The sequence below is a fragment of the Paenibacillus sp. FSL H8-0537 genome, assembly GCF_038051995.1.
Classification (GTDB): Bacteria; Bacillota; Bacilli; order Paenibacillales; family Paenibacillaceae; genus Pristimantibacillus.
This window is the reverse complement of the sequence record NZ_CP150290.1, coordinates 6,840,382-6,863,857: the sequence shown is the minus strand read 5'-3', so window position 1 is coordinate 6,863,857 and position 23,476 is coordinate 6,840,382. Positions and strand designations below refer to the sequence as shown.

The window sequence follows — 23,476 nt, the reverse complement described above, 5'->3', positions numbered from 1 at the left end:
GACAGCGATGTATATCCAGCCACAAATGAATTTGAGGCCAGACTACCACCCAGATCTGACCGTCGTTCTGCTTGGGACGGGTTCTCCCCGTGCCTTTTATGGGCGAGCGAAGCCCGGTGCCGCGGTGCTCGCGGGAGACAAGACGTTCCTCGTTGATTGCGGGGGCTCTACGGTGGACCAACTAATCAAAGCGGGCATCATGCCTCAAAGGATATCCGATGTCCTGTTTACCCATCACCATTACGACCATAACGGAGGATTCTTCGACGTGTTCATCACGAGTTGGCGCACGCATATTACCGCAGAACGTGTCTTCGAAGGTCGTTCAGTGCCCATGCAAGTGTACGGACCAGAGACGACGAAGGAGATTATCGGTAAAATGCGGGAGTCCTTCGAGTTCGACGTCAAGCTCCGAATCAGCTATAATCTGTCGGATGAAGCGGGCTCGCTAATCGAGTATACGGAATGCAACGAGGGTGTTGTGTACGACAAGGACGGCATCCGAATTACTGCCTTCGAAGTGGACCATCGCCCTGTCTATCCGGCTATCGCTTACAAGTTCGAGTATAACGGCAAGACGGTCGTTATATCAGGCGATACGATTCCTGTGGCCAATATGGAGAAGCAAGCGACCGGGGCAGATCTGCTCGTTCACGAAGCGTACAACAAGTCGTGGCTGGATTCCTTGACCGCGCAATATCCGAAGCACGAGAAGGCGCTGTCAAACCCCGCGAAGTATCATACGACGACGCTGGAAGCGGCTGCAATCGCGCAACGGGCGGGAGTCAAGCATCTCGTGCTCACGCATCACATTCCCGCGCCAGAGGCGAATCCAGAGGCCGAGCAAGCGTATATTGAGGGGATGGCTGGCATTTACGCCGGTCCGATCACAGTAGGTCGCGACTTGATGGTCTTTGAATTAAAGTAGCGGACAAAGGGCTCCCTACCGAGATTTAAAGAAAGTCGGACTTATTGAATCTGAATAATAAATCTATCCGTTTAGAGTGGGGCGCCGGTTTGGGCGCCCTTTTTTTGTATGACAATCGGACTATCGATTGTTGTTGTGGCTATTCCCTGAGCAGGTTGCAACGGCGTACTTGTAAGGGATGTGCTATCATAAAAAGGGATATTATGAAAATAAGTCATGTGCAGGCAAGTAAGCTGGCATACAACGTAACGCATTAACTTTCAGAAGGCAGGATTCATATAAATGACCGTTAACCACACACAGCGCTATCGCTTTAGTGAAGCTCCTATATGGCATCTCCAAAGGGAATATTTCGAAGAAGAAGGCATGAAGGCCTGGAATAATGATCAAGTCCCTCAGTATATAACGAGTAATCCCGTGATTGCTTCGGCCTATGCCGAAATGATATTTGGGCTGCTTCAAGATCGGGCAAATCAGGGGAATTGCTCAGAGCCTGTATTTATTGTGGAGCTTGGGGCAGGAGCGGGCCGTCTCGCCTACCATGTGCTGCATGAGCTGTGCCAGTTGAGAGACTATGCGGGGATATCCCTTCCCCCTTTCCGCTATATTATGACCGATTTGGCCATGAAAAATGTTCTGGCCTGGCAGGAGCATCCTGCCCTGCAAGCTTTTATCGCCGAGGGCTTGCTGGATTTTGCGCGATTTGATGCGGTTCATGATACGTCGTTAAGCCTCGCCGTGTCTGGTACAACCATTAGAGAACAGGAATTAGAGCAACCATTGATCATTGTCGCCAACTACTTTTTTGACAGTATTCCACAAGAGCTGATTTATGTAGGCGACGGCCAAATATACGAGGCGGATGTTTTTGTCGAATATCCTGACAATCGGGATGCCCTTAAACCAGCCGAGCTATTAGATCAAATCGCTTTGCATTATGAGCACAGGCGGGCGCCCGAGTATGAGCAAGCCGACTATCCTTACCGCGATGTCATTGCCGTATATCAGGAACAGCTGGAGGATTCGCATATTTTATTTCCTGCCGCTGGTCTAACCTGCTTGGAGCGCTTGAAGCAATTGTCTCAGGCAGGGTTTCTATTGATAACCGCTGACAAAGGCGACCACCTGCTCGATAACTGGAAATTTGCCGAGCCGCCGGAGCTGTTCCTGCATGGCAGCTTTTCATTGACCGCCAACTACCATGCGATTCAGCATGTTTTTGAACAAAGAGGGGCTCAGGCGTTATTTCCACCCCATCATTATAAAAATATAAATGTCGGCTGTATTCTCCATATGGATCAACCGCTGGCCTACTCGAATACCAGATTGGCCTACCGCCGTTTTGTTGAGCGTTTTGGCCCGGATGAGTTTTTCAGCATGAAAATGTGGGTCGACCGCAATCTCGCCAGCATGGAGCTGCAACCATTGCTCGGCTTTTGGCGTTTGGGTGGATATGATGCGGAGTTTTTCATTCAGAGCACGAAGCAAATAGCCAGCCTGCTGCCAGATGCGAATGATGAAGAAATGCAGGACCTGCTAAGAGGCATTCAGCTGATGTGGTCATCGTATTACGTCATGGAGCAGCGTTATGACCTGGCACTTGATGCAGGCTTGCTGCTGTTTGAGATGGAAATGTACGAAGAGTCCAAGCAGTTTCTAGAAATATCGGTGCAGCAAGAGCAGGATGAGGTTGTTTCGACCGTATTTTATTGTCTCGCTATTAGCTGTTTTGAGCTGGAGCTGGACGAGCAGGCATTGGGCTATATTCAGCAATTCCTGGAGCTTGAGCCGGATCATGAAGAGGCATTGGCGCTGCTGGGCAGATTTGAATAACACTGAACCATGGTGCTACAGACTTTTCATTAATGAGTTTTTAAACTGAAACGTACAATCTAACTTTATATTTGTTTAGGAGACATTGGATCATCAAGTGTAACTATAATATATTACTGGCGAGTTGATATTCAGTTTTTCGTATTAAATATCATTTCATAAACACTTCGATCAATAAGCAACATAACACTAAATAGTAAAACAAAAAGTAAGAAGAAGATAGTTTTTTTGATGAATGCTAATGTCTTTTGATACTCCATATCATCATAGTGAAAATAAGTGATCTTATTAGTTATTTGTATAAAGTTTTGTCTATTTTCTTTGTCAACACTACTGCTACTACGATTTTTAGGTAGTAATATAATGTAATTATTACCGGCGGAATAGCCTTTGTAGAGATTGAAAAAAAAGAAAATTATTGGATTGATAAGCAAATTCCCGCTCCTATATAGAAATAAAGTCAGCATAAGAAAAATAAAGGTTATTTCAACTAATTGTTGTTTTATAGAATTTGAAGAGGTTAAATTGAACGTGAAAAAAGGAAGTAAAAAAAACGAAAAGAATTCACTCATTGTGTTATTAGCCAAGTTATCTGATTCAATATGAATATTGGATGAAGGTCTTTTTTTTAGAAGTAGTCGATTCTTTGTGAAGAATAATAAAATTACTAGTAGAGAAATGGAGAGTATGAAAAGGTAAATAAAAAGAGTATATGTAGAGGAACTATTTCTAACTATTAAAAGTAGAAAAAGGGGGAATTGAGCAGCTATAAGATAAAAAAAGTAAAATATAAAGTACATATACTCTTCCCCCTTTAATCAATCTAAGTATATGTAATTATACCATGACTAGAAATCAATGCAACAAAAAAAGAACGTATGTTCTATTTGTTTAATTTTTGTTCAAACGATTGAATGTTTTATAGTAAACCAAATCTCCAAGTATGTTTTGTGCGACTCTTTCTGAAAAAAGGTAGGTAATAAAAAGAGGAGCAATTGTTTCATCTGTAACAGTGAAAGTGTTTGTAGAGGAGTCGAATGCTACTCCAACTTTAAAATCTCTACAATAACTTGATATGACTTTTTTGTTTCTAGAAATAAACTGGGGTATTTCGCTACCACTTAAAGCAATTTTAGCAACCGAACGAGCCATATAACCTTTGTTTAATTCAGGCACAATTTTTTCAAGACCAATAATTGTTTGTGATTCGAAAAGAGATTCCATAGCTTGTGCTTTTTTTAGTTTTGTGTAATTTTCAAATGAGAATATTTTTTCGAAATAGGATATGTCTATTATGAAGTAATTTTTAGGGGATATTATGAAAGAAATATTGTTGTTGATTTTATATAGTTTTTCTTTTTCGACTATGGTTAATTTGTTATTTAAAATTGTTTTTAATGAAGTTTTCGATAATGATGTTCTGAGTTGATTGCAGAATACTAAAAAATCGGACTTATAATAACTCAATTTATGAACTATTAAGTTAACCTCATCGTTTGGGGGATAGCTGCTCCCATCGTAATTTAAAATTTTTAGATCTGTATGTGGATTTTTATCCGTAGATTCAACTTGATTTGTAATTGGGGTTACTAAAATATCTTTACTACTAGACAAAGGTATGACTCCATTAATAAAATAATCATTTATTTGATTTGTGATGGGTAACAATCCCGCAATATTATATCTATATATAAACTCTGGGTCACGATCCTCTGTTTTGAATTCATCTACATATGTTTCAAAATGGGCTCTTAAGTTTTTAATTAAATCAATTTGATCTATATCGGCCATTTCAATATTCTTTACTGTCCATTTTGTATTGTTTTGAGTGAGACTTACAAAATACGAAGTGATATATTCTAATTGAGGTTTTTCCTGCTCAACAGAATCTAGTAAAACACTGCAATCAGCATGTAATTCTTGTATTAATTTTTCCATGGGTGCCCTCCAAGAGTATGCCTTTATTTCATATTACTTTGTAATTGTCAATAAATCTACTTTTTTATATATTTTTATAATCAATTAGAAATTTTTATTCTATCCTTAGAGGTAGTGATTACAATTTTGCAAATATGGAATATAAAAATTCTTATCTTTATTATAATAGAAGGGCAAGATACTCTGCTGATCTCAACAATAAAAGACTTTTAGTTTTGTTTAATGTTTTTTTGTGAATATAAAATAAATTGATTTCCAACTGTGTTAATTTTGTGGGAATATATCTAATTTGGAAAGCTACCTTCTAAGAGGTATTTGACCTTTTGGATTTTTTGTGAAAAAAGTTCTATTAACTTCTAGAAATGAAGAGAGTTCTTTTAATTAACGCTAATTAAAAATAATAATTATTGTTATACTGTAATTATGTTTTGGGTTTGTGCAATCTCATTCCGATAAAGTTTGGAATCAATAATGAAAATGTTATATTGATGTTCATTCCTTTCAGGCATAACAGTTAGGGGGAGAAGTTTTGAGGCGTATTACGATTTTGGTCGCAGATGATGAGGTGGAAATCGCGGATCTGGTGGCCTTGCACCTGCAAAAAGAAGGTTATTACATTATAAAAGCATCCGATGGGAAGGCAGCTATGCAAGCTGTGCAATCGCAGACGATTGATTTGGCTATTTTGGATATTATGATGCCGGAAATGGACGGGTACGAGGTGACTCGTAAAATTCGGGAGCAATACCATCTGCCGATTATTTTCTTGAGCGCCAAAACCTCCGATCTGGACAAGATCACAGGGCTTGTTATGGGAGCGGACGATTACATGACCAAGCCATTCAACCCAATGGAGTTGGTGGCGCGTGTCAATTCGCAGCTTCGCAGGTCGCTGCAATTCAATCAGCCAGCCGTCATGAATAAAGCGGTGCTGGAGCTAGGTGGACTCGTGATTTCACCCGACCAGCATAAAATCACCTTGTACGGCGAGGGCGTCGAATTAACGCCGAAGGAGTTCGACATTTTATATTTGCTAGCGAGCCACCCGAAGCAGGTGTTTAGCGCGGAAAGCATTTTTAAACAGGTGTGGGGCGAGGCCTACTATGAGAGCGGCAATACGGTTATGGTCCATATCCGTACCCTGCGCAAAAAACTGGGAGAAGATACGACCAAGCGGAAATTCATCAAGACGATCTGGGGCGTGGGGTACACGTTCAATGATTAAAAGCAGAAGAAGCTTTCGGACCACGATGATAATGCTGCTGGGCTTAAGCATGCTGTTATCCGGTGCGATTACATACGGCATTTATAAGCTGCTGCAGCTTTATTATGTCGATGTCCGCGAAGGGGATCGATTGGCCCTGTACCGGAGGATGATGAGGGAGGTGGGGGATATATATGTGTTCCTCATTATTTTTATCCCGCTGGCTATTGTCTTTTTCTTCTGGTTTACGAAGCGATATGGGACTTATTTCAATGAAATTTCCAAGGGAATCCGCCATCTGGCTAATGGGGAATTTGATAATCGGGTCCTGATATCCTCAAACGATGAGTTCAGCAGCATTGCGGAGGATTTGAATTTGGCCAGCGAAAAGCTGCAAGCGGCGGTTGAAAAAGGGGATTTTGCTGAAAATAGCAAGGATCAGCTGGTTGTGAATTTGGCGCATGATCTTCGAACGCCGCTTACCTCAATATTGGGGTATTTGGATTTGATGATGAAGGATAATCAGCTAACCGATGAGCAGATCAAGCATTACACCATGATTGCCTTCAACAAATCGCAGCGTCTGGAGAAGCTGATTGATGGACTATTCGACATTACGCGCATGAACTATGGCAAGCTGCCCGTTGAGAAAGAGCCTATCGACCTCAGCGAGCTGCTCAGGCAGCTGAACGAGGAGCTGTATCCTGTTTTTGAGAAAAATCATTTAGCAGCCCGAATGGATGTGGCTCCCGAGCTGTATATTTATGGCGACGGGGAGCTGCTGGCCCGAGTATTTGAGAACTTGTTGACCAATGCCGCCAGGCACGGCAAAGAAGGTCTATACGTGGATATTAATGGGCGACTTGATACGGGGCATGTGGTCATTCAAGTCGCTAATTATGGAGGAGAGATTCCTCCTGAGGATTTGCCGCATATTTTCGAAATGTATTATACCGGCGACCGATCTCGGGCGCATCAAGAGGGCGGCACGGGCCTAGGCCTGTTCATAGCCAGAAATATTGTAGAGCAGCATGAGGGAACCCTCACGGCCGAGAGCAATGTGGTGCGGACGGTATTTGAGGTGCGATTGCCTGTACGCTCATAATTTAAGAAAAACTTTAAATTTGTCCCACTTTTTTTTAACTAGTTTTCTCTATCCTAGAAGTATAAGGAAAGGGGAGGACGCGTTAATGACGAAGTGGGGCATTTTTATATGCTTGGTTCTGCTGGGCTATGCAGCGACGGACAGAGAGCTTTATAAATAGAACGGCGAGATTATGACGATAAAGGAGGATGCCATTTGGAACAGAGGGCAAATAAAACGAATAAGTGGGAGCTTTTTATAGGATCGGCGTTTGTTGTGTATTTGTTTTTATTATTCAAAATCATTTTGCTCAAATGGAACTCCATTGGTCTCGATGCTTGGTGGTATCATTTCAAAACGTTTTTGTACCACCCGTATCTTATTTACGAGCGCCAAGCGAATCTAAAGCTATTCGATGAAATTTCAAGGGGGATTGATGGATTAGCGATCTCTGGCTCGATGCTGTTTACCAATTTAATTGGCAATACGCTGATCTTTATTCCGTTGGGTGTTTTTATCGCGGAGTTAAGCAGATCCCGAGGGGGATTAGGCATAAAAATATTCGTGTTTTCCCTGCTGTTAAGCTTATTTTTTGAAGGCAACCAGTTTTTTCTCGGTATTGGCATCTTTGATGTGGATGATTTGCTGTTAAACACCGTTGGCGGAATGATCGGGTACATAGCTTGGAAAATGGTTACGGTTGGCGTGAGAGTACTCCAGCCCGCAACGGCGAGAGGATTAAAGAGCACTTCTCATACATGAGCTGGGAAAAGCCGGGGACCTACAGGGGTTCCTGGCTTTTATGCGTCGAATTTTGCTTAAGTAAGGGCTCGTGTTCTACGAGCTGTCTACATTTGATCGGAATGGAGCCATAAGCAATAGCTGCTTGGCAAGAAAGGCAGGCGTATAGGGCATATCGTTGCGCAGCCATAAAACAATCGTGCCAAGAAAGGCTGAGGAGCCATACCAGGCTGCAATATCATTCGGAATTTCCGGCGTAATGGCTTTGGATGACGTATGGTGACTACTCATTTTACTTTTAATATAGTCCATCATAAGCACAGAAAGACGCTCCGTAAATAGGGGCAGACGCCTGGAGCCGAGCAGTATTTTGTAGGAGGTTGAATGATCGGAAAAATGCTGAATAAGCTTGACCAGCTCGGGCCATTCATGATCAGTCGAACCGGACGGTTCATGATCATTTTCTAGCAGATTACGAATATGCGTGTTCATATTGTCCGCCATCTGATTCAGCATATCCGGGATATCCTTGTAATGAAGATAGAAGGTAACCCGATTAATGGTCGCCCGCTCCGCAAGTCGATTCACTGTGATTTTCTCTAAATCGTACTCCTGAATCAGCTCAAGAAAAGCTTCTCGAATCAATTGGCGTGTGCGTTTAACACGCGGATCCATTTTTGGTGATTTTGCCTGCATGCAAACACCGATCCTTTCCATTTTCAAATCAATTGTCTATACGACGGTTTTAAGTGGATTTGTAGATTATCACGAAGTAAAACGACAGATTATAGATAGTTGTAAACTAATAAACAGTAATGAAAAAGGTGTCGCTTGTAATCATAAAACGAGACGCCTATAATCTTTTACATTAAGTAAATTATACTACAGACTGTCTATTAGTTGAAGTCGAAAGGATTGAGTAAGATTAGTACAAACCCTGTATTTGACAGCAGCTCAATTAAGAAAGGACCCCTATTGTTCGTTTTAATCGTAGGGGCATTTGTCGCCGTATTAAATCAGACCATTATGAGTGTCGCGCTTCCCCATTTAATGGTCGAGTTTTCAATTGAGGCTGCCGTAGCTCAATGGCTGACCACCGGGTATATGCTGGTTAATGGCGTGCTCATTCCGATTACGGCCTATCTCATGCAGCGTTTTACGACACGCGAGCTTTTTCAATCGGCCATGGTTATTTTTCTCGGAGGAACCATACTGGCAGCGATAGCGAATTCGTTTGAAATATTGCTCGTTGGACGGCTGATTCAAGCGGCTGGGGCCGGTATTATCATGCCGTTGTTGATGAATGTAATCCTTACCATCTTCCCTCCAGACAAACGCGGGGTTGCGATGGGAGTCGTTGGTTTAGCTATTGTTTTTGCACCTGCTGTTGGCCCTGCTATCACGGGTTATGTAATGGAGGAATACAGCTGGCGCACGATGTTCCAGGCGATTATTCCTGTTGCTGCTTTAGTCATTATTCTTGCTCATTTTTATTTGAAAAATGTAGCTGAGCGCTTGTTCCCTAAGCTCGACATTTGGGGAATGATTTTCTCAACCATCGGTTTTGGAATGGTGATTTATGGGTTCAGCAAGGCGGGCAGCCTAGGGTGGTCCAACACGGAAGTTATGATTTCGCTAACAGTGGGGATTGTTTCCTTGGCCGTGTTTACGTGGCAGCAGCTGCGATCTAGCAGTCCGCTGCTTGATCTCAGGGCATTCAAATATAATATGTTTTCCTTAACGACCATTATCAATATCGCTGTCACTATGGTGATGTATGCTGATATGATGCTGCTTCCTCTGTATTTGCAAAATGCGCGTGGATATACAGCACTTGAATCGGGCATGCTTATGCTGCCTGGCGCTCTGCTTATGGCACTGATGATGCCCGTATCCGGGAAGCTGTTTGACCGCTTTGGTGCAAAGTGGCTGTCGATTGTGGGCATGATCATTACAATCGGAACTACGATTGGATTTGTGAATTTGACGGACGCAACCAGCTATAACTACTTGCTGCTGATGTCTACGGGACGACGGATCGGGATGGCACTGTTCCTGATGCCTATTACTACAGCGGGCCTGAACCAGCTTCCTGCCAGACTGAATGCGCACGGAACGGCTATCTCTAATACGATTAAGCAGGTGGCTGGCGCGATTGGTACCTCCTTGCTCGTAACCGTCATGACGTCGAGCACCAAAACCCATCTGACAGATACGATGGTGAGTAGCGGCACACAGACGGCTTCCAAGGAAATGATGATACACGCTAACATTCAAGGCATTAATGACGCCTATCTTGTTATCGTTGGAATTGGCCTCATTGGACTTGTGCTTTCGTTCTTTATTAAACGGGTCAAGCAAAGTGAAGAGGAAGGCGTTAAGTTGCCGGTAATGAATAAAGTGCCAGTTGGATTGGCGCACCCGAAAGAACTGAAAAACACCTAATAGAAGAGAAAATCTTCTTATGGGTGAGAGGCATGTCATGCAAAAAAAAGGCCGGGAACCCACTGAGGGGTTTCCGGCCTTTCTGCGTACATCTTGCTTCCATTAAATCTAAACTCCTGCAGGCTGATCAGGAGATGGCGTTGGTGCGGAAGGTACCGTTGGTGGCACAACTGGCGTTGGCATTAGAACGGCTGCCGAAGGATCGGACAAGGCATTCGCACCGCTATTGGCTGCGGAAAGCACATATACACGATAGTTGGTGTCAAACGCTAGTGGCTGTCCGCTCACATCGAGTGTGCTTTTGGATAGCGTTAAGATAGCTTCAGCTGGCGACAACGTATAGTTGCCCGATGCACTCGCCGCAGCGAGGTTGAAGCTGCCAGCATCAGCGTCTTTAACGATAAATACGCGATATTGTGAGATATTTCGCCCATCAGCTGGTTTTGTGAAGGATACTTGAATATCCTGACCGCTTGCGAGCAGGGTTGCATTAACCGCTGTTGCTGCTGCTGCCGGAGGCAGCGGTACAGGCAGTGTAATAGGCGCAGAAGCGGAAGACAGCGCATTGGTGCCTGCTGAGCTGCCGCCGCCAATGGACAATACAAACACTTGATAGCTGACGCCAGCTTGGATGAACTCCCCGCCTGTATCGCGTGTGTTGCGAGTAAGCACTTTGCTTGGTGTATCGCTTTTATTGACTGCTGTAAAATAATCAGGCTGAGTAATCCGGTTCGCCGTGGTCAGATCAAAACCGCCAGCATTCGCACTTTTGACGATGAAAATCCGGTAATGATCAATATTCGTTTCATCCGCAGGTTTTGCGAAATCAACCTTGATATCTTGACCGCTATTGTATTCAACTGCAACGACATTAGCTGCCGCAGATACGCTCTTAGTAGTCGTCAGGGTAATAGCTGCTGAACCGAGGGACAGCGCATTGGTGCCAGCAGAGCTGCCGCCGCCAACGGACAATACAAATACTTGATAGCTGACACTATTTTGAATGAGATCGCCGTTAATATCTCGGGCAGTTGCAGCGAGCACTTGGCTAATATTGCCGCCTGTCTTAGCTACGGTCGTGTAGTTATTGGCGTTGCTCACGGCGTTAGCCGCCGCCAGATTGAAGCTGGCTGCATTAGCAGCCTTAACTACGAACACACGGTAGTGGTTCAGGTTGGTTTCATCAGCTGCTTTAGTGAAAGCAACGAGCAAATCCTGTCCATTGTTAAGCTCGTTTACGTCACTGACAGCAACATTCGCTGCTGCTGTTACAGCGCTAGCTGACAGCGTAATTGCTATCGAGCTGCTGGAAAGAGCATTATTGCTGGTCGAGCTGCCATTTCCAACCGACAAAACGAATACCTGATAGCTGACGCCATTTTGGATAAGCGCCCCATTAACGTCGCGCGCTGTCGCAGGCAATACTTGATTTATATTGCTGCCTGTTTTGGAAACGGTCGTATAATAGCTGGAATTCGATATACTGTTCGCTGCCGCTAGATTAAAGCTGCTTGCATTTGCCGTCCTAACGACGAAGATACGGTAATGGTTTAAGCTGCTCTCATCGCCAGCTCTCGTGAACGAAACGCGTAAATCCTGACCATTGTTATAGTCGCTCACGTCGTTTACGCCAACATTGGTTACACTGCTAACCCCTGTACTATAAAGAGCAATACTGGAGGAGGCAGTGGACAAGGTGCTGGAATTGGTGGAGCTGTTATTCGTAACACCCATAACGAACACGCGGTAGGCAACGCCATTAATAATGGAATTTCCCTTCACGTCTCTTGCGCTGGAAGAGAGGATTTGACTGTAGCTGCTGCTTCCATTTCTAGAAACATCGGTATATCTTCCCGACGCTACGTTATTCGCCTCTGATAAATTAAAGCTGCCATAATCGGCCTCTCTTACTACGAAGATCCGGTAATAGCTAATCCGGGACTCATCCGATGCCCGATTAAAGTTAACGCGCAAATCGCGCCCGTCCCCAAAGTTGCTCACATCGGTTACGCTCGTAATGGCCGGCGTGTATCCGGAGGAAGAAGCAAGCGTCACAGACGAAGAAGCCGAGGACAAGGTATTAGAAGTCGTGCCGACGCTGCTGCTCATGGAAAGCACATAAGCCGTATAGGCAACGCCATTTTTAATAAATTCCCCCGAACTGTCTCTTGCCGAGGAGCTGAAGCCTGTACTCATCGTACTGCTGCCGGTTTTGGAAACGGTCGTGTAATAGGAGCTGTTAAGCGTATTTGCTGCTGCCAAATCAAATTTGGACGCATTAGCGGTTTTCACAATGATAACGCGGTAGCTGGAAATGTTACTTTCATTGGAGGCCCGGTTAAAGCTGACCGAAAGGTCACGGCCATCGCCGAAGTCGCCAACATCGCTAATCCGTACATTCGATGCAGCATCAACCGTCGATTTGACGCTCAGGGTGATGGATGCGGAAGCGCTGGATAGCGCATAACGATCGTTATTGCCAACGGTCAAAATAAATACTTTATAAGGCAGATTAGAGCGAAGGAGCGCCCCGTCTGTATCTCTCGTTTGAGCCGTTAGTACATTGTTTTGGTACGCGGACGATGTAGGAAGTGCCGTATAATTCGTACTGCCTACAATTTGCGCCTTAGCCAAATTAAAGGACGCAGCTTTATCTGCCGGAACGACGAGTATGCGGTAGCTGTTCACATTCGTCATGTCGGATGGAGGTGTGAAATTAACTTGCAAATCTCTTCCGTCGCCATTTTGGCTAACCGTGGACACGCTCACCGAAGTAGCTGCGCCAACACTTACGGATGCAGCTGTAGTAATGCGTACACTTCTTGTTTTTGAATCCCATTTGACATCTTCGCCAAGCGACTCGCTGACGAAGCGGACAGGGACGACGGTTCTTCCTTTAATGGAACGGGCTGGGGCGTCCAGTGTAACGGTTGTATTGTTAATCGTAGCCGTTCTTGCACCCAGTTTAAGAACAACGGTCGTATCGCCTTTCGTGGCGGTTACCGTTTTGGTTTTTTGACTCCATAATACTTTGGCATCTAAAGCTTCAAAAATCCCGCGCAAGGGCACAAAGGTGCTGCCTGAAATAATAATAGCGGGTTGATCGGTTTGCAGCACTTGCCCATCGATATAAATTTTAATATCGGTTGTTGCTGCCTGCGCTACAGGCTGAAGTAACACCAAAAACAGCGTTGCAAAAGCAGCTAGAGCGGAAACCATTTTTCTCATAACGTTCATATCCCCTCTGGATCGTTCTTCCATCATTTTCTGGATCGATAATAAGACGTAGCAAGAAGGGTAAAAGTTTCTACTTATTCATATTTTGTTCATAAAAAGTCTGGAGCTGAGAATAACGGAAGTATGAGAGATTTGAGAGGTTTCACTTAGATAATGTTTTTTTGTCGGAGTTTGTCATTTTGCTGTCATTGGGGTGGATTATACTAAGCTGGAATCGTGAGCAGGAAGGTTGCTCATTGAACAGCATGTCGAAAACGAGAAAACACAGGGGAGTGAAAGATTCATGTTAAAAGGTTGGTTTAAAGTAAAAGCGCAAGGGAAATCTAGCTTCACCGTATTGTTTATGATGTTGGCGCTGGTCGTAGCGCTGTCTGTTGTGCCGAACGCGGCTTTGGCTGCACCAAATACGGTTCCGGTGGGCCAAGTTCTTAGTTCAGCTACCTTGGAGACAAACAACGGAATTGTTACACAGGGTAAAGTGAAAGTGACGGGCGTTAGTAATAGTACGGTCGTGTGGTCGACCTATGGAAAGGCGAGTGCAGAGGCGACACCTGAAGTAGGAACGTCGTTTAGCACGCTTGCCGATGTTTATACTTATAAGCTGAGTGACAATTTGTTTGTACCGGCTGCTGCTGGCGATACCATTTCCATGGTTGAAGTAAACGCTCTAAGCGGAGAAGTTGTAGGTTATAAGTCGCTAACGGTTGGAGCTAATCATATTGGTACGGTGACTCCAATGGTTGATCTGAACTATGTTTTCCCTGTAACAACAGTTGGTAATAATCAAATTGTGTATGGTCCCAGTATTTACAGTTCACCCTCTGGAGTAACGGTTAGCAATATCACAAGCTCAAATCCGGCTATAGCAACTATAAACAACCAAGGCTATTATTATTTTTATCTACAAGGTAGTAGTAAGGGCACTGCTACTGTAAGCTTCGATATTGCAGATAATCTGACAGGGGATAAGATAAGAATAACCATGCCTGTTTCGGTTGTGTCAAATCGCCAGCCATACCTAGGTAGTGATAATGAAGATTACTATTTTACTGGAAGGGCCTTAACAATAAGTGTTAATCCTCCAACCGCAGACTGGGTACCGGATTCCATTGAGGTAAATGGCGTGACTGTGCCAAGTGAAAGCTATACTTACACACCGCCTGGGGTTTTTGGTCAAGATAACGGCCAAATGGTGCTGCAAGCAGGCGTGCTATCGGAGGGCGAAAATAAAATTGTTGTGAAATCTTATGATACGATGGATGGCAGATACGAGATTACTCTTCATCAATCCGAACATTCCTATTATATGAGCGAGCCTCTTATTGACAGAGCGAGCGGCGGACTAACCGCATCCGTCAAATTCGTAAGATACATCACTAACAATAGTTATAATGATCAAGCGACAGTCATTTTTCAGCTTATGAATGGCGATGTACCTGTGGACACCGTTTCGGTGACGACTGACAGGTTGAATAGCTATCAGACGAATCGCGCACATTTCAATTTAGCGGATGCGGCAACAAACCCGAACTACGCGGTACGCGTATTTCTCATTACAGGAGACAATGCTGATCCGAGCAACCTGGGCTATAATCTTGTAACAGAAGTGGATGCAACTGAGTTTGAGCAGCGTTACCAAGAATGGCGCAACTGGGATTAATAAGGGATAGGAAGAGCGAGCAGCCGTTATTTTAATTGAATAGAAAAGAGGTATGTCTGAAGTGAGAATACGTACATGGAGCTTAACTTTAATCATAGGTCTATGCCTATCGCTGTTTCCCAGCTCCTTATGGGCTGCTGTCTCGGTAAATCCGGTAGCAGGCAGCATCCATCCGGGCAGCCCAATTAACATTACAGGAACCTCAGACCTGTCCGAGGTTATTATTAAAGTGTACCGTCCGGACCGCAGCATTCTGTACTTCAATGTTGCTAAGGTGAACAACGGCACGTACAACGATACTATTACGCTCGGTACAAATGAGGTAGTTGGAACGTATGAAATTAACGTTGGACAAGCCGACCAGATTTCATCGACTAATGTGGTGGTAACAGAAAGCCAAACGACGGCTAGCCCTGTGGCAAACCCAGCAAGTGGAGCGGTTGCAGCGGGAACAGGCGTGACGCTGAGCAGCTCAACAGCAGACGCGGCTATTTATTACACGACGAATGGCAGTCAACCAACGACAAGCAGTACGTTGTACAGCGGGCCCATTGTCGTTAGTAGCGCACTGACGATTAAAGCGATTGCGATTGCTGCGGGCAAAATAAATAGCGAAGTAATGAGTGCAAGCTACACGATTGCCGAATCCCCGAACACGGGCGGCGGTGGCGCTGTTGGTGGCGGCGGCTCGACGGCTGTACCTGGCACGGACAAGGTCATTTCTACAAACGGCAATTTGACGCTTCCAGTAGGCAGAACGGGCGAGGTTAGCTTGAATAGCGAAGTAATCGTCTCGATTCCAGCAAATGCGTCAGCGAAGGAACTGAAAATTACGATTGAAAAGCTGCAAAATGTACAAGGCCTGCTGACAAACCAAGAGGTATTGGCTAGCTCGGTCTTTGAAATTCTGAAAAACTTCACGGAGAACTTCAGCAATCCGGTTACATTGACGTTTACTTTCAACAAAGCCAGTCTGAAGAGCGGTCAGAAGGCTTCCGTATTCTATTTTGACGAAGGGAAGAAAACATGGGTAGAGGTTGGCGGAACAGTTAGCGGCAACCAGATTACAGCAAAGGTGGATCATTTCACGAAGTATGCGGTTATGGCTGTAGCTCAGCCTATCGTCGATCCTGTGAATCCAGCTCAGGAATTCAATGATATTGCTGGCCACTGGGCGGAAGCAAACATTAAGAAAGCGATAGGCGCAGGCATCGTCAGCGGCTATCCGGACGGCAGCTTTAAGCCGAATGCAACGGTAACGCGTGCAGAATTTGCAGTCATGCTGATGAACACGCTGAAGCCGGAAGCGGAAGGCGCGCCGCTGACCTTCACGGACACAGCGACCATTGGCGCATGGGCGCAAAAAGCAGTCGCGCAAGCGGTGCAGGCTGGCATTACGAAAGGCTATGCCGATGGCGGATTCCATCCGAATGCTCAAATTACGCGTGCGGAAATGGTAGCGATGCTGGCAAATGCAGCAGGCATTCCTGCTGATGTTAATGCGGCAACTAGCTTTGCAGATGATCAAGACATTCCAGCATGGGCAAAAAGCGGTGTGGCTTATGCGAAGCAAGCCGGCATTGTACAGGGGAAAGGCGATAACCAATTCGCGCCTCAAGCCAATACAACAAGAGCGGAAGCAGTAACGGTTTTGCTGAATATTTTGGCGTTGCAAAGCAAATAACGTGATTGAAGCCATAACATGTTAACAAGCAAGCAAGCAAGCAAACAAGCAAGCAAGCAAGCAAACAAGCAAGCAAGCACACAAACAAATAAGGCAGTCCCTCATATAGGGGCTGCCTTTTCTATTGGAATGGCAATACCTAAAGGTCATTAATCAACGGAAATTTGGATAATAGGGTTCAAAATCCGTTCAGAGCGGTTTGTTAATATTAGTTTAGCTGGAAGCTTATAGGCTTTTAAAGCTGGGAAAATGATTTGTTAATTGTATTAGCATAGCTTTCTGTAACTTAAAAAAAATTCAAGGAGGCGAAGGGATTGGCAACTGAAACAAATAACATAAGTGGAGACAAGCCTGTTCAAGAGCATGTCGAACGTAATTGGACAGCAAACCAAATGCAGTATTCGGACGTCCAGCGCGTACAGAAAGGAGAGACGGTTTACTTAACAGCTAATGATTTTACTTTAACCTCGCAATATTTATATGATTCGTCTGTCCACTACTTCATTCATGCGGATACTATTCACTTAGCGGGCAAGCTTGAGGTGAAGGGAAGAAATATTATAATTAATGCTCGTATGATTTCATCGGATGGGGAAGTCATTATTGATACATCGGCCGATAAGACGATACGGGTAGATGATTTTAAGCCAGGAGCAATTTTAGTTGAGAAATCTCAAGGTCTAGGTGAACATGGCAATAGTGGCTCCAATGGACGAAACGGCGGGCAGGGCCCGTCTGCTGGCTCTATTTCATTAGCAGCAGAGAAGTTCAATTTGGGCGGCCAGCTAAAACTCATTGCCAACGGTGGCAACGGCGGTCGTGGACAGGATGGCGGAGGCGGGGGCGAAGGAGCAGAAGGCTCAGAGGGAGCGGATGGCAAGGCAGGTTTTTCTGCTGAAGATGCCGCCGTAGGAGGTAATGGTGGCCATGGTGGTAATGGTGGAGATGCAGGCAAATCAGGTAATGGAGGCCATGGAGGAACTATTTTTGTAGGCTATGTCATTCCATCCAAAGAGCATTTCATTACAATGGAGAGCAAGGGCGGATTGGCTGGCGAGCTAGCAACTCCGGGAAAGGGAAACGTAGGGGGCAAGGGTGGTATAGGCGGCCGTAAATTGCGTTTGCCTCCTGCAATGGAGGAGAATAAGGATTTTTGGAATTCTTTGCCTCTACCAGCTTTTTCAAAATATATTCTAGGTAATGAACGCGAATCAAGCGGAAAGGAAGGAAAAGTAGGAAAGGATGGACAGCCTGCTGTTCCCGCTTCAGATGGACAACCAGGACTTTGCGGCATCAAAAATGATGGACAGCCTGCCGCTATTCAATACAAGCATTTCTATGGAGCTGTTGAAGCCGCGCAGCTGCTAGAGAGTAGTCCACATGTGGATCATCTTGAGCCTGAGCTGCAACCCATACGTTTAATGGATCAGCGTTTATTCGGGACATTGGAACAAAAAACACTTACCCTGCATACGGCTGGCATAGCGTATTTAGCGGGGAATGAAGATAAAATTGAAGAGTCAGCCACGCTGCTCGACTGGTTGCTAAAAACGCTTCCGGATGCCGCATGGTTTGATAAGCTTCAATATGTTATGGAGCAAGAGGAATTGAAAACAGAGCATGATGAGGAGAGCAAGTCATTCATTCATTTTGGTAAACAAATGCAGTCCACCTCACTCCAGTGGCTTGTATTGCGCAACAAGACCTCCCTTTTAGTGGCCCAGCTCAGTCAAGGTCTCGATTATTTTGGGCACCCATGGAACTGGGTTCCCCTGATGCCGCTTGACCGCTATTTGTTGCTGGGTAATAATCTCATTACTGCGGCTCAGCAGTCGGAGGATTTATACAAGGATTATTTGCGGTTCCAGTCTAGTCAGGACAGTCGGGTTGCTATTATAAAAAAAGCGCTGGATACCTCCATTAAAAAATATAAGGAGATAGAGAACCGCAGAGAGGAACTCGTTAATGAGCGAGAGAAGCTCAAGCGGGATATAGATACAAAGCTGGCTGATGTAAAAAGCAAAGGCGAAGCTCTCCAGAAGACCGCGACCGATTTTGTTGAGGCTTTGCGCAGAGAACTGCGATTGGATTCGTTAAAGCTCACAGTGGAATTAATCATAACGGGAGTCGCGCTGGCGACGGGTGCTGCTCCTGTAGTAGTCGCTCTAAAGTCTGGCGGAGCAATTGCCTCTGCTATTAGCAATTTGGGGAATGAAGGCAAGGCTACTGTCATTAATGAAGGCGATAAGAGTGATAGGGCTAGGGCAATCAAGAAAGAGAAAAAAGAGCAAGAGAAGGAGCTTTCGAAAGCGCTTGGCAATGTTAAAAAGACGGCGGCTGCCGGGTATGCGTTATATAAGCAGGGCGGAGGCCTTATAGATCTGTCCAATCAAATAGATGGCGCGAAGAAGGCGTTTGGATACAACTCAACCTTAATAGCAATGTCCCGTGAGGAATTCGAGGAAATGCTTGCGCCGGTATACAGCAAGGTTCCGAATGCTGCCGGACAGTATCGTAAGGATTTTAATGAATTTCTGAATGTAGTAGAGGATTATCAAAGCAAGGTGCTTGCGTACAATGGGCTTTATTTGGAGGATCAGAGGCTTGCAACGGAGCTAATTAGAATTCATGCCGAAGACGAGCGCTTACGCCAGAGGCTAGGGGACAATGACGACGAGAGCCTGCAGCTGTTCCATTCGTTTATTTATGACTTGTACAGTCAGGCTAAGCTTGCCTTAATTGATTTCCTCTATCAGGAGTATCAAGCTTACAGGTATATGGTGCTTAGCAATGTCCGCTTTCCTGAGATCAAGGGTAGTCATGTTGCGGAGCTAAGCATGGCCCATGCCGAGATTACTAGCCAATTAACAAAAGCACTCAATGCCTCGGAAGGCCCAACGCAGCCCTTTACCGATATCAAATTCATTTTTAACGAGGATAACTTCCCTGAGCAATTTCAAGCTTTGCGCGAGGGGAAAGCGGCGGTCTTCTCCATCTCGCTTAATAACCAGATCATTCGGGAAAAAATAGCTGGAAAAGCGCATTTGGTAGTGAGCGATTGCTCAATTGAGCTGCCAGGAGCACGCCTATCCCAAGGCGATGTGCATGTCCAATACACACACTCCGGCTCGACTGCATTCTTGGATCGGTACGCTAAGCGTCATGATTTTATTCATAATAGTACCCTCGGTTTCTACGAATACGAGGTTTCCTTTCAGAAGGGGCGCGGCGCAGGCGGTATGGTGGAAAAATATAAACCTAAAGCTGGAGGTGTAGTCGGGGACGATAAAAACCGAATTTTGCCGGGGCTGCTATCGGTGTGGTCCATTAAGGTGCCTACGATCGATTTGGCTAATATGCCGATGAATGAAGGGGTCAATCTGGACAACGTCAAAAAAATCGAGATGACGCTGAAGGGTAAATCAGAAGCTTATTCAGATAAAGCGCCGAATAACCGTTTGCGCGCATTTGAGCTTCCAGCTAAGCCAATACAAACGGTTCCTGATCATGATCTCTTTGCAGTGACCAATGTTCACGAGCAAGCTGACGAATGTATTGTAATTGAGCTATAAGGGGTAAGACACAAGCCAGCCCGTTCGCGGACTGGCTCTTTTTTTATATTCTTTTTCCGAGTCTTCTGATAAGATATGAAGTGCACCATAAATGAATAATCTGCTACGGGGGCATTCAGCCATGCACAACAACTTGTACTTATCCGCCATGCTCTTGGCAGCCACCTGCTGTTCGCTCATTATCTGCTATCTTTGCTTCAAAAGAAGAGAGCTTCCCATTGCCATTAGCTATGGACTAGGGATGGTGACGGGTACCTTGTACACCTTCGGCTATGCTTTTGAAATTGTCAGCGATTCTTTGGAGGATATCCGGTTTTGGCTGCATATTGAATACATCGGTATTCCTTTCGGTACCATCTTGTGGTTTATTATGGTTCTGCAATATACCGGTCGCCAAGCGCTGGTTACCAAAAAACTCGTCATCCTTCTTCTATTCATACCCTTCATTAATTTTCTAGCCCACCATACCAATGAATGGCATCACCTCTTTTATACAAGCATGACCCTAGATCTTTCGGAAGGCTTCCCGCTAGTTGTTTTGGAAAAAGGGCCGTTTTATAAGCTTCATGTCGTATACGCCTATTCGTTTTTTATTGTTGGCATGATTCTCTTAATTCAAATGTTTCTTAAAGCCGCTTCGCGCATGAAAAAACAAATCGCGCTCATGTTTATTGGATCGTGGGGGCCTTACGGCTTCACTCTCGTTTATTTAAGCGGTATTCTTAACATCCCGTATGATATTTCTCCATTTGGATTTCTGGTCTCCGGCCTATTCTATATGTGGGGCATTTACCAGTTTAATATGTTGAGGCTTGCTCCGCTTGCGCTGCAAAAGGTTTTCGCCTCCATGCAGGATGCCGTCATGGTCTTCGATCTGGATAACTCGCTAACCAGCTTTAATGAATCGGCAAAAAAAGTCATAACCGGCCTCCACAATAGCTGGATTGGACAGCCGGCCACCTACATATTCGCACAGTACCCCATTCTACTGGAAAAAATAGCTCAAGGCCCCGCTGTTGATCCTAAAGTCCAGCTTGCCAGGGAGGGCGATGAACGGTTTTATAACCTCCATCTCTCCTTCATACACGATAACCGGCGCAGACCTGCCGGCAAAATGCTGTTATTAAGTGATGTGACCGAAAGCGTCCGCAACGAGGAGCGTCTGCAAGAAAATGCAAAACAGCTTCAGGAACTTAATACGTTCAAGGATAAAATGTTCAGCGTAGTTGCCCATGATATTCGTGATCCGCTCGCCGTATCGCTGAATCTAGTGGAGCTGATGGAGGATGAGCTGCAGGAATACGGGGGCAAGCATGATGAAATCGTTCAGGAGATGGGACAGCAAATTCAGAAGACGTTTGCTCTCGTAGAGAGTCTGCTCGAATGGTTTCGCAGCCAGCGGGGCGGCATGGTGTTTAATCCGGTGGTGCGGGATCTTCACCAGACGGTACAGCTGAATGCGCGTCTCTTGCAGGTTCGCAGTGAAAGCAAAAGCATTCACATTATATCGGAAATTCCGCAGGAGACGTTCATTTTCGCCGATAAGGAAATGCTTGATCTCATTATAAGAAATCTGCTGTCCAATGCGATTAAGTTTACGGATTACGGAGGCAGCATTCGTTTAAGAGCGGAGCCGGCAGAGGGCAAAATAGTCGTCTCGGTTAGCGATACAGGTGCGGGAGTGCCAATGGAGCAGGTGGATTCGCTATTGCAGCAGGATGCCTATCCTGTGCCTTCGATAGGAACCGCGGGTGAGCGTGGCGTTGGATTAGGCCTTACTTTATGCCGGGAGTTCGTTCACTTGAACGGGGGCGAGATTTGGTTCGACACTGCGCCTCAGCAGGGGAGTACTTTTTATTTTTCATTGCCTCTACCTCCACTAGCACCAGCTTATCCCCATAAACAGTCGGAAAGGAGAGGGACAGGATGAAGGTCATCATTATTGATGACGAACTAGCCATGCATCTGATTATGAACAGAATGCTGGGCAAAATTGATGAAGTAGAAATTATGGGCAGCTTTCAGGAGACATCTGCGGCGTTTTCTTTTTTGCAGAATCAAGACATCGATATGATTTTTATGGACATTAGTATGCCAAAGGAGAGCGGGCTGGAGTTTGCTCAGCGGTTAAGGGAGCAAGGCTCGCGGGCGAAGCTGGTTTTTGTAACCTCGCATAAGGAATATGCACTACCTGCGTTCAGCGTCTACGCTTACGACTATATGGTGAAGCCTGTGGTACAGGAGAGGCTTAGACAGACCATCCACAAAGCATTGTCCGAAGGTACTTCAGTTGTGCTGCCCGAGGAACAGAACACCGTCACGGTCAAAGTACTGTTTAATTGTCTCGGTAGAATGGAAATTCGCAGCGCCAACGAGGAAATTATAAAATGGAAGACGAGCAAAAGCACGGAGCTGTTCGGCTATTTAGCGCTGCATAAAGGCCGGCTCGTTTCGAGGGCACGGCTAATTGAGGATATTTTTGGCGATATGCCCCGAAAAAATGCCGAAAGCTACTTGAACACAACCGCCTACCAGCTGCGCAAGCTGCTTGAAGCGAATGGACTTAAGGGGAGCTTGCACTCCGATGGTGTTCACTATGGTCTGAATTTGAATGAGGCGCGCTTCGATATGTTCAGCTTTGAAGAAGGCTGTAAGCAAATGGTGCTGATTCATGAAGGAAATATGGAGGAGGCGCTTGAGCTGGAGCAGCTTTATGTCGGGGATTTGTTCGGGGATCGAGCCTATCCTTGGGCATGGAGTGAGATTGAACGTTTTTCACAAATGTATATCGCCTTCTCCCAGCGGCTGTGCAGTGCCTTGCTCCATCGGGGAGATACGGCGTCAGCCATTCGGTTGTTAACCAAACAGACCGTTATGAATGAGCTGGAAGAGGAGACGATAAAGCTGCTGATGCGCGCCCACGCTATGCAGAAAAACAAAGAAGGATTAGTCCATCAATATATTAAATTTGTGGATATGCTGAAACGTGAAATGGGTGTCAGCCCGTCACTTGAGATAACTATGCTTTATGAGCGGCTGCTGAGGGAGCTGAACACCTACAGGAAGCAGCATAATGGAAAGGATATATAGAGAAAAATCTGAATTTTTTGTATAGATTGGAAGACGGTGTATTCATTGTGTGATACAATA

Annotated in this window: 14 protein-coding genes; 11 read left to right on the top strand and 3 right to left on the bottom strand. The window is 45.2% G+C overall.

The window, feature by feature from the left end; genetic code table 11:
* Window positions 1-7: 7 nt before the first annotated feature.
* Both MHB80_RS29035 and MHB80_RS29030 read left to right on the top strand, forming a co-directional pair.
* Complete coding sequence (locus MHB80_RS29035; protein ID WP_341280176.1) at window positions 8-928, top strand: MBL fold metallo-hydrolase; 921 nt, start codon at window positions 8-10, stop codon at window positions 926-928.
* 282 nt (window positions 929-1,210) lie between these two features.
* Window positions 1,211-2,761 carry an SAM-dependent methyltransferase gene (locus MHB80_RS29030; RefSeq protein ID WP_341280175.1) on the top strand — a complete coding sequence of 517 codons (1,551 nt, stop codon included), beginning with the start codon at window positions 1,211-1,213 and terminating at the stop codon, window positions 2,759-2,761.
* Window positions 2,762-3,652: 891 nt separating this feature from the next.
* Here MHB80_RS29030 and MHB80_RS29025 read toward each other — a convergent pair.
* Window positions 3,653-4,699, bottom strand: coding sequence for a Kiwa anti-phage protein KwaB-like domain-containing protein (locus tag MHB80_RS29025; RefSeq protein WP_341280174.1), 1,047 nt, complete (start codon window positions 4,697-4,699; stop codon window positions 3,653-3,655).
* A gap of 529 nt (window positions 4,700-5,228) precedes the next feature.
* Between MHB80_RS29025 and MHB80_RS29020 the strand changes: the two genes are divergently transcribed.
* The 3 genes from MHB80_RS29020 (at window position 5,229) to MHB80_RS29010 (ending at window position 7,749) form a co-directional block, all read left to right on the top strand.
* The gene (locus MHB80_RS29020) at window positions 5,229-5,924 is read left to right on the top strand and encodes a response regulator transcription factor (protein WP_341280173.1); all 696 of its coding nucleotides are present in this window, start codon (window positions 5,229-5,231) and stop codon (window positions 5,922-5,924) included.
* Window positions 5,917-7,008 carry a HAMP domain-containing sensor histidine kinase gene (locus tag MHB80_RS29015; protein ID WP_341280172.1) on the top strand — a complete coding sequence of 364 codons (1,092 nt, stop codon included), beginning with the start codon at window positions 5,917-5,919 and terminating at the stop codon, window positions 7,006-7,008. The genes MHB80_RS29020 and MHB80_RS29015 overlap by 8 nt, the downstream gene beginning before the upstream one ends.
* 195 nt (window positions 7,009-7,203) lie before the next feature.
* On the top strand, window positions 7,204-7,749 hold the full coding sequence (locus MHB80_RS29010; RefSeq protein ID WP_341280171.1) for a VanZ family protein: 546 nt from the start codon (window positions 7,204-7,206) through the stop codon (window positions 7,747-7,749).
* Between the two features lie 75 nt (window positions 7,750-7,824).
* On the opposite strand, the gene MHB80_RS29005 is transcribed toward MHB80_RS29010, so the two are convergent.
* Window positions 7,825-8,424, bottom strand: a complete 600-nt coding sequence (locus tag MHB80_RS29005; protein ID WP_341280170.1) for a TetR/AcrR family transcriptional regulator C-terminal domain-containing protein — start codon at window positions 8,422-8,424, stop codon at window positions 7,825-7,827.
* A 219-nt stretch (window positions 8,425-8,643) separates the two neighbouring features.
* Between MHB80_RS29005 and MHB80_RS29000 the strand changes: the two genes are divergently transcribed.
* Complete coding sequence (locus MHB80_RS29000) at window positions 8,644-10,173, top strand: DHA2 family efflux MFS transporter permease subunit (protein ID WP_341280169.1); 1,530 nt, start codon at window positions 8,644-8,646, stop codon at window positions 10,171-10,173.
* 108 nt (window positions 10,174-10,281) lie between these two features.
* On the opposite strand, the gene MHB80_RS28995 is transcribed toward MHB80_RS29000, so the two are convergent.
* Complete coding sequence (locus tag MHB80_RS28995; RefSeq protein WP_341280168.1) at window positions 10,282-13,401, bottom strand: copper amine oxidase N-terminal domain-containing protein; 3,120 nt, start codon at window positions 13,399-13,401, stop codon at window positions 10,282-10,284.
* Window positions 13,402-13,693: 292 nt separating this feature from the next.
* On the opposite strand from MHB80_RS28995, the gene MHB80_RS28990 reads away from it, so the two are divergent.
* The 5 genes from MHB80_RS28990 (at window position 13,694) to MHB80_RS28970 (ending at window position 23,416) form a co-directional block, all read left to right on the top strand.
* Window positions 13,694-15,070, top strand: coding sequence for a hypothetical protein (locus tag MHB80_RS28990; protein WP_341280167.1), 1,377 nt, complete (start codon window positions 13,694-13,696; stop codon window positions 15,068-15,070).
* Window positions 15,071-15,131: 61 nt separating this feature from the next.
* Window positions 15,132-16,754 carry an S-layer homology domain-containing protein gene (locus MHB80_RS28985; RefSeq protein WP_341280166.1) on the top strand — a complete coding sequence of 541 codons (1,623 nt, stop codon included), beginning with the start codon at window positions 15,132-15,134 and terminating at the stop codon, window positions 16,752-16,754.
* Window positions 16,755-17,068: 314 nt separating this feature from the next.
* The gene (locus MHB80_RS28980) at window positions 17,069-20,326 is read left to right on the top strand and encodes a hypothetical protein (protein ID WP_341280165.1); all 3,258 of its coding nucleotides are present in this window, start codon (window positions 17,069-17,071) and stop codon (window positions 20,324-20,326) included.
* Window positions 20,327-20,447: 121 nt separating this feature from the next.
* Complete coding sequence (locus MHB80_RS28975; protein WP_341280164.1) at window positions 20,448-22,256, top strand: histidine kinase N-terminal 7TM domain-containing protein; 1,809 nt, start codon at window positions 20,448-20,450, stop codon at window positions 22,254-22,256.
* Complete coding sequence (locus MHB80_RS28970) at window positions 22,253-23,416, top strand: response regulator (protein ID WP_341280163.1); 1,164 nt, start codon at window positions 22,253-22,255, stop codon at window positions 23,414-23,416. The genes MHB80_RS28975 and MHB80_RS28970 overlap by 4 nt, the downstream gene beginning before the upstream one ends.
* The last annotated feature ends 60 nt before the right edge of the window (window positions 23,417-23,476 follow it).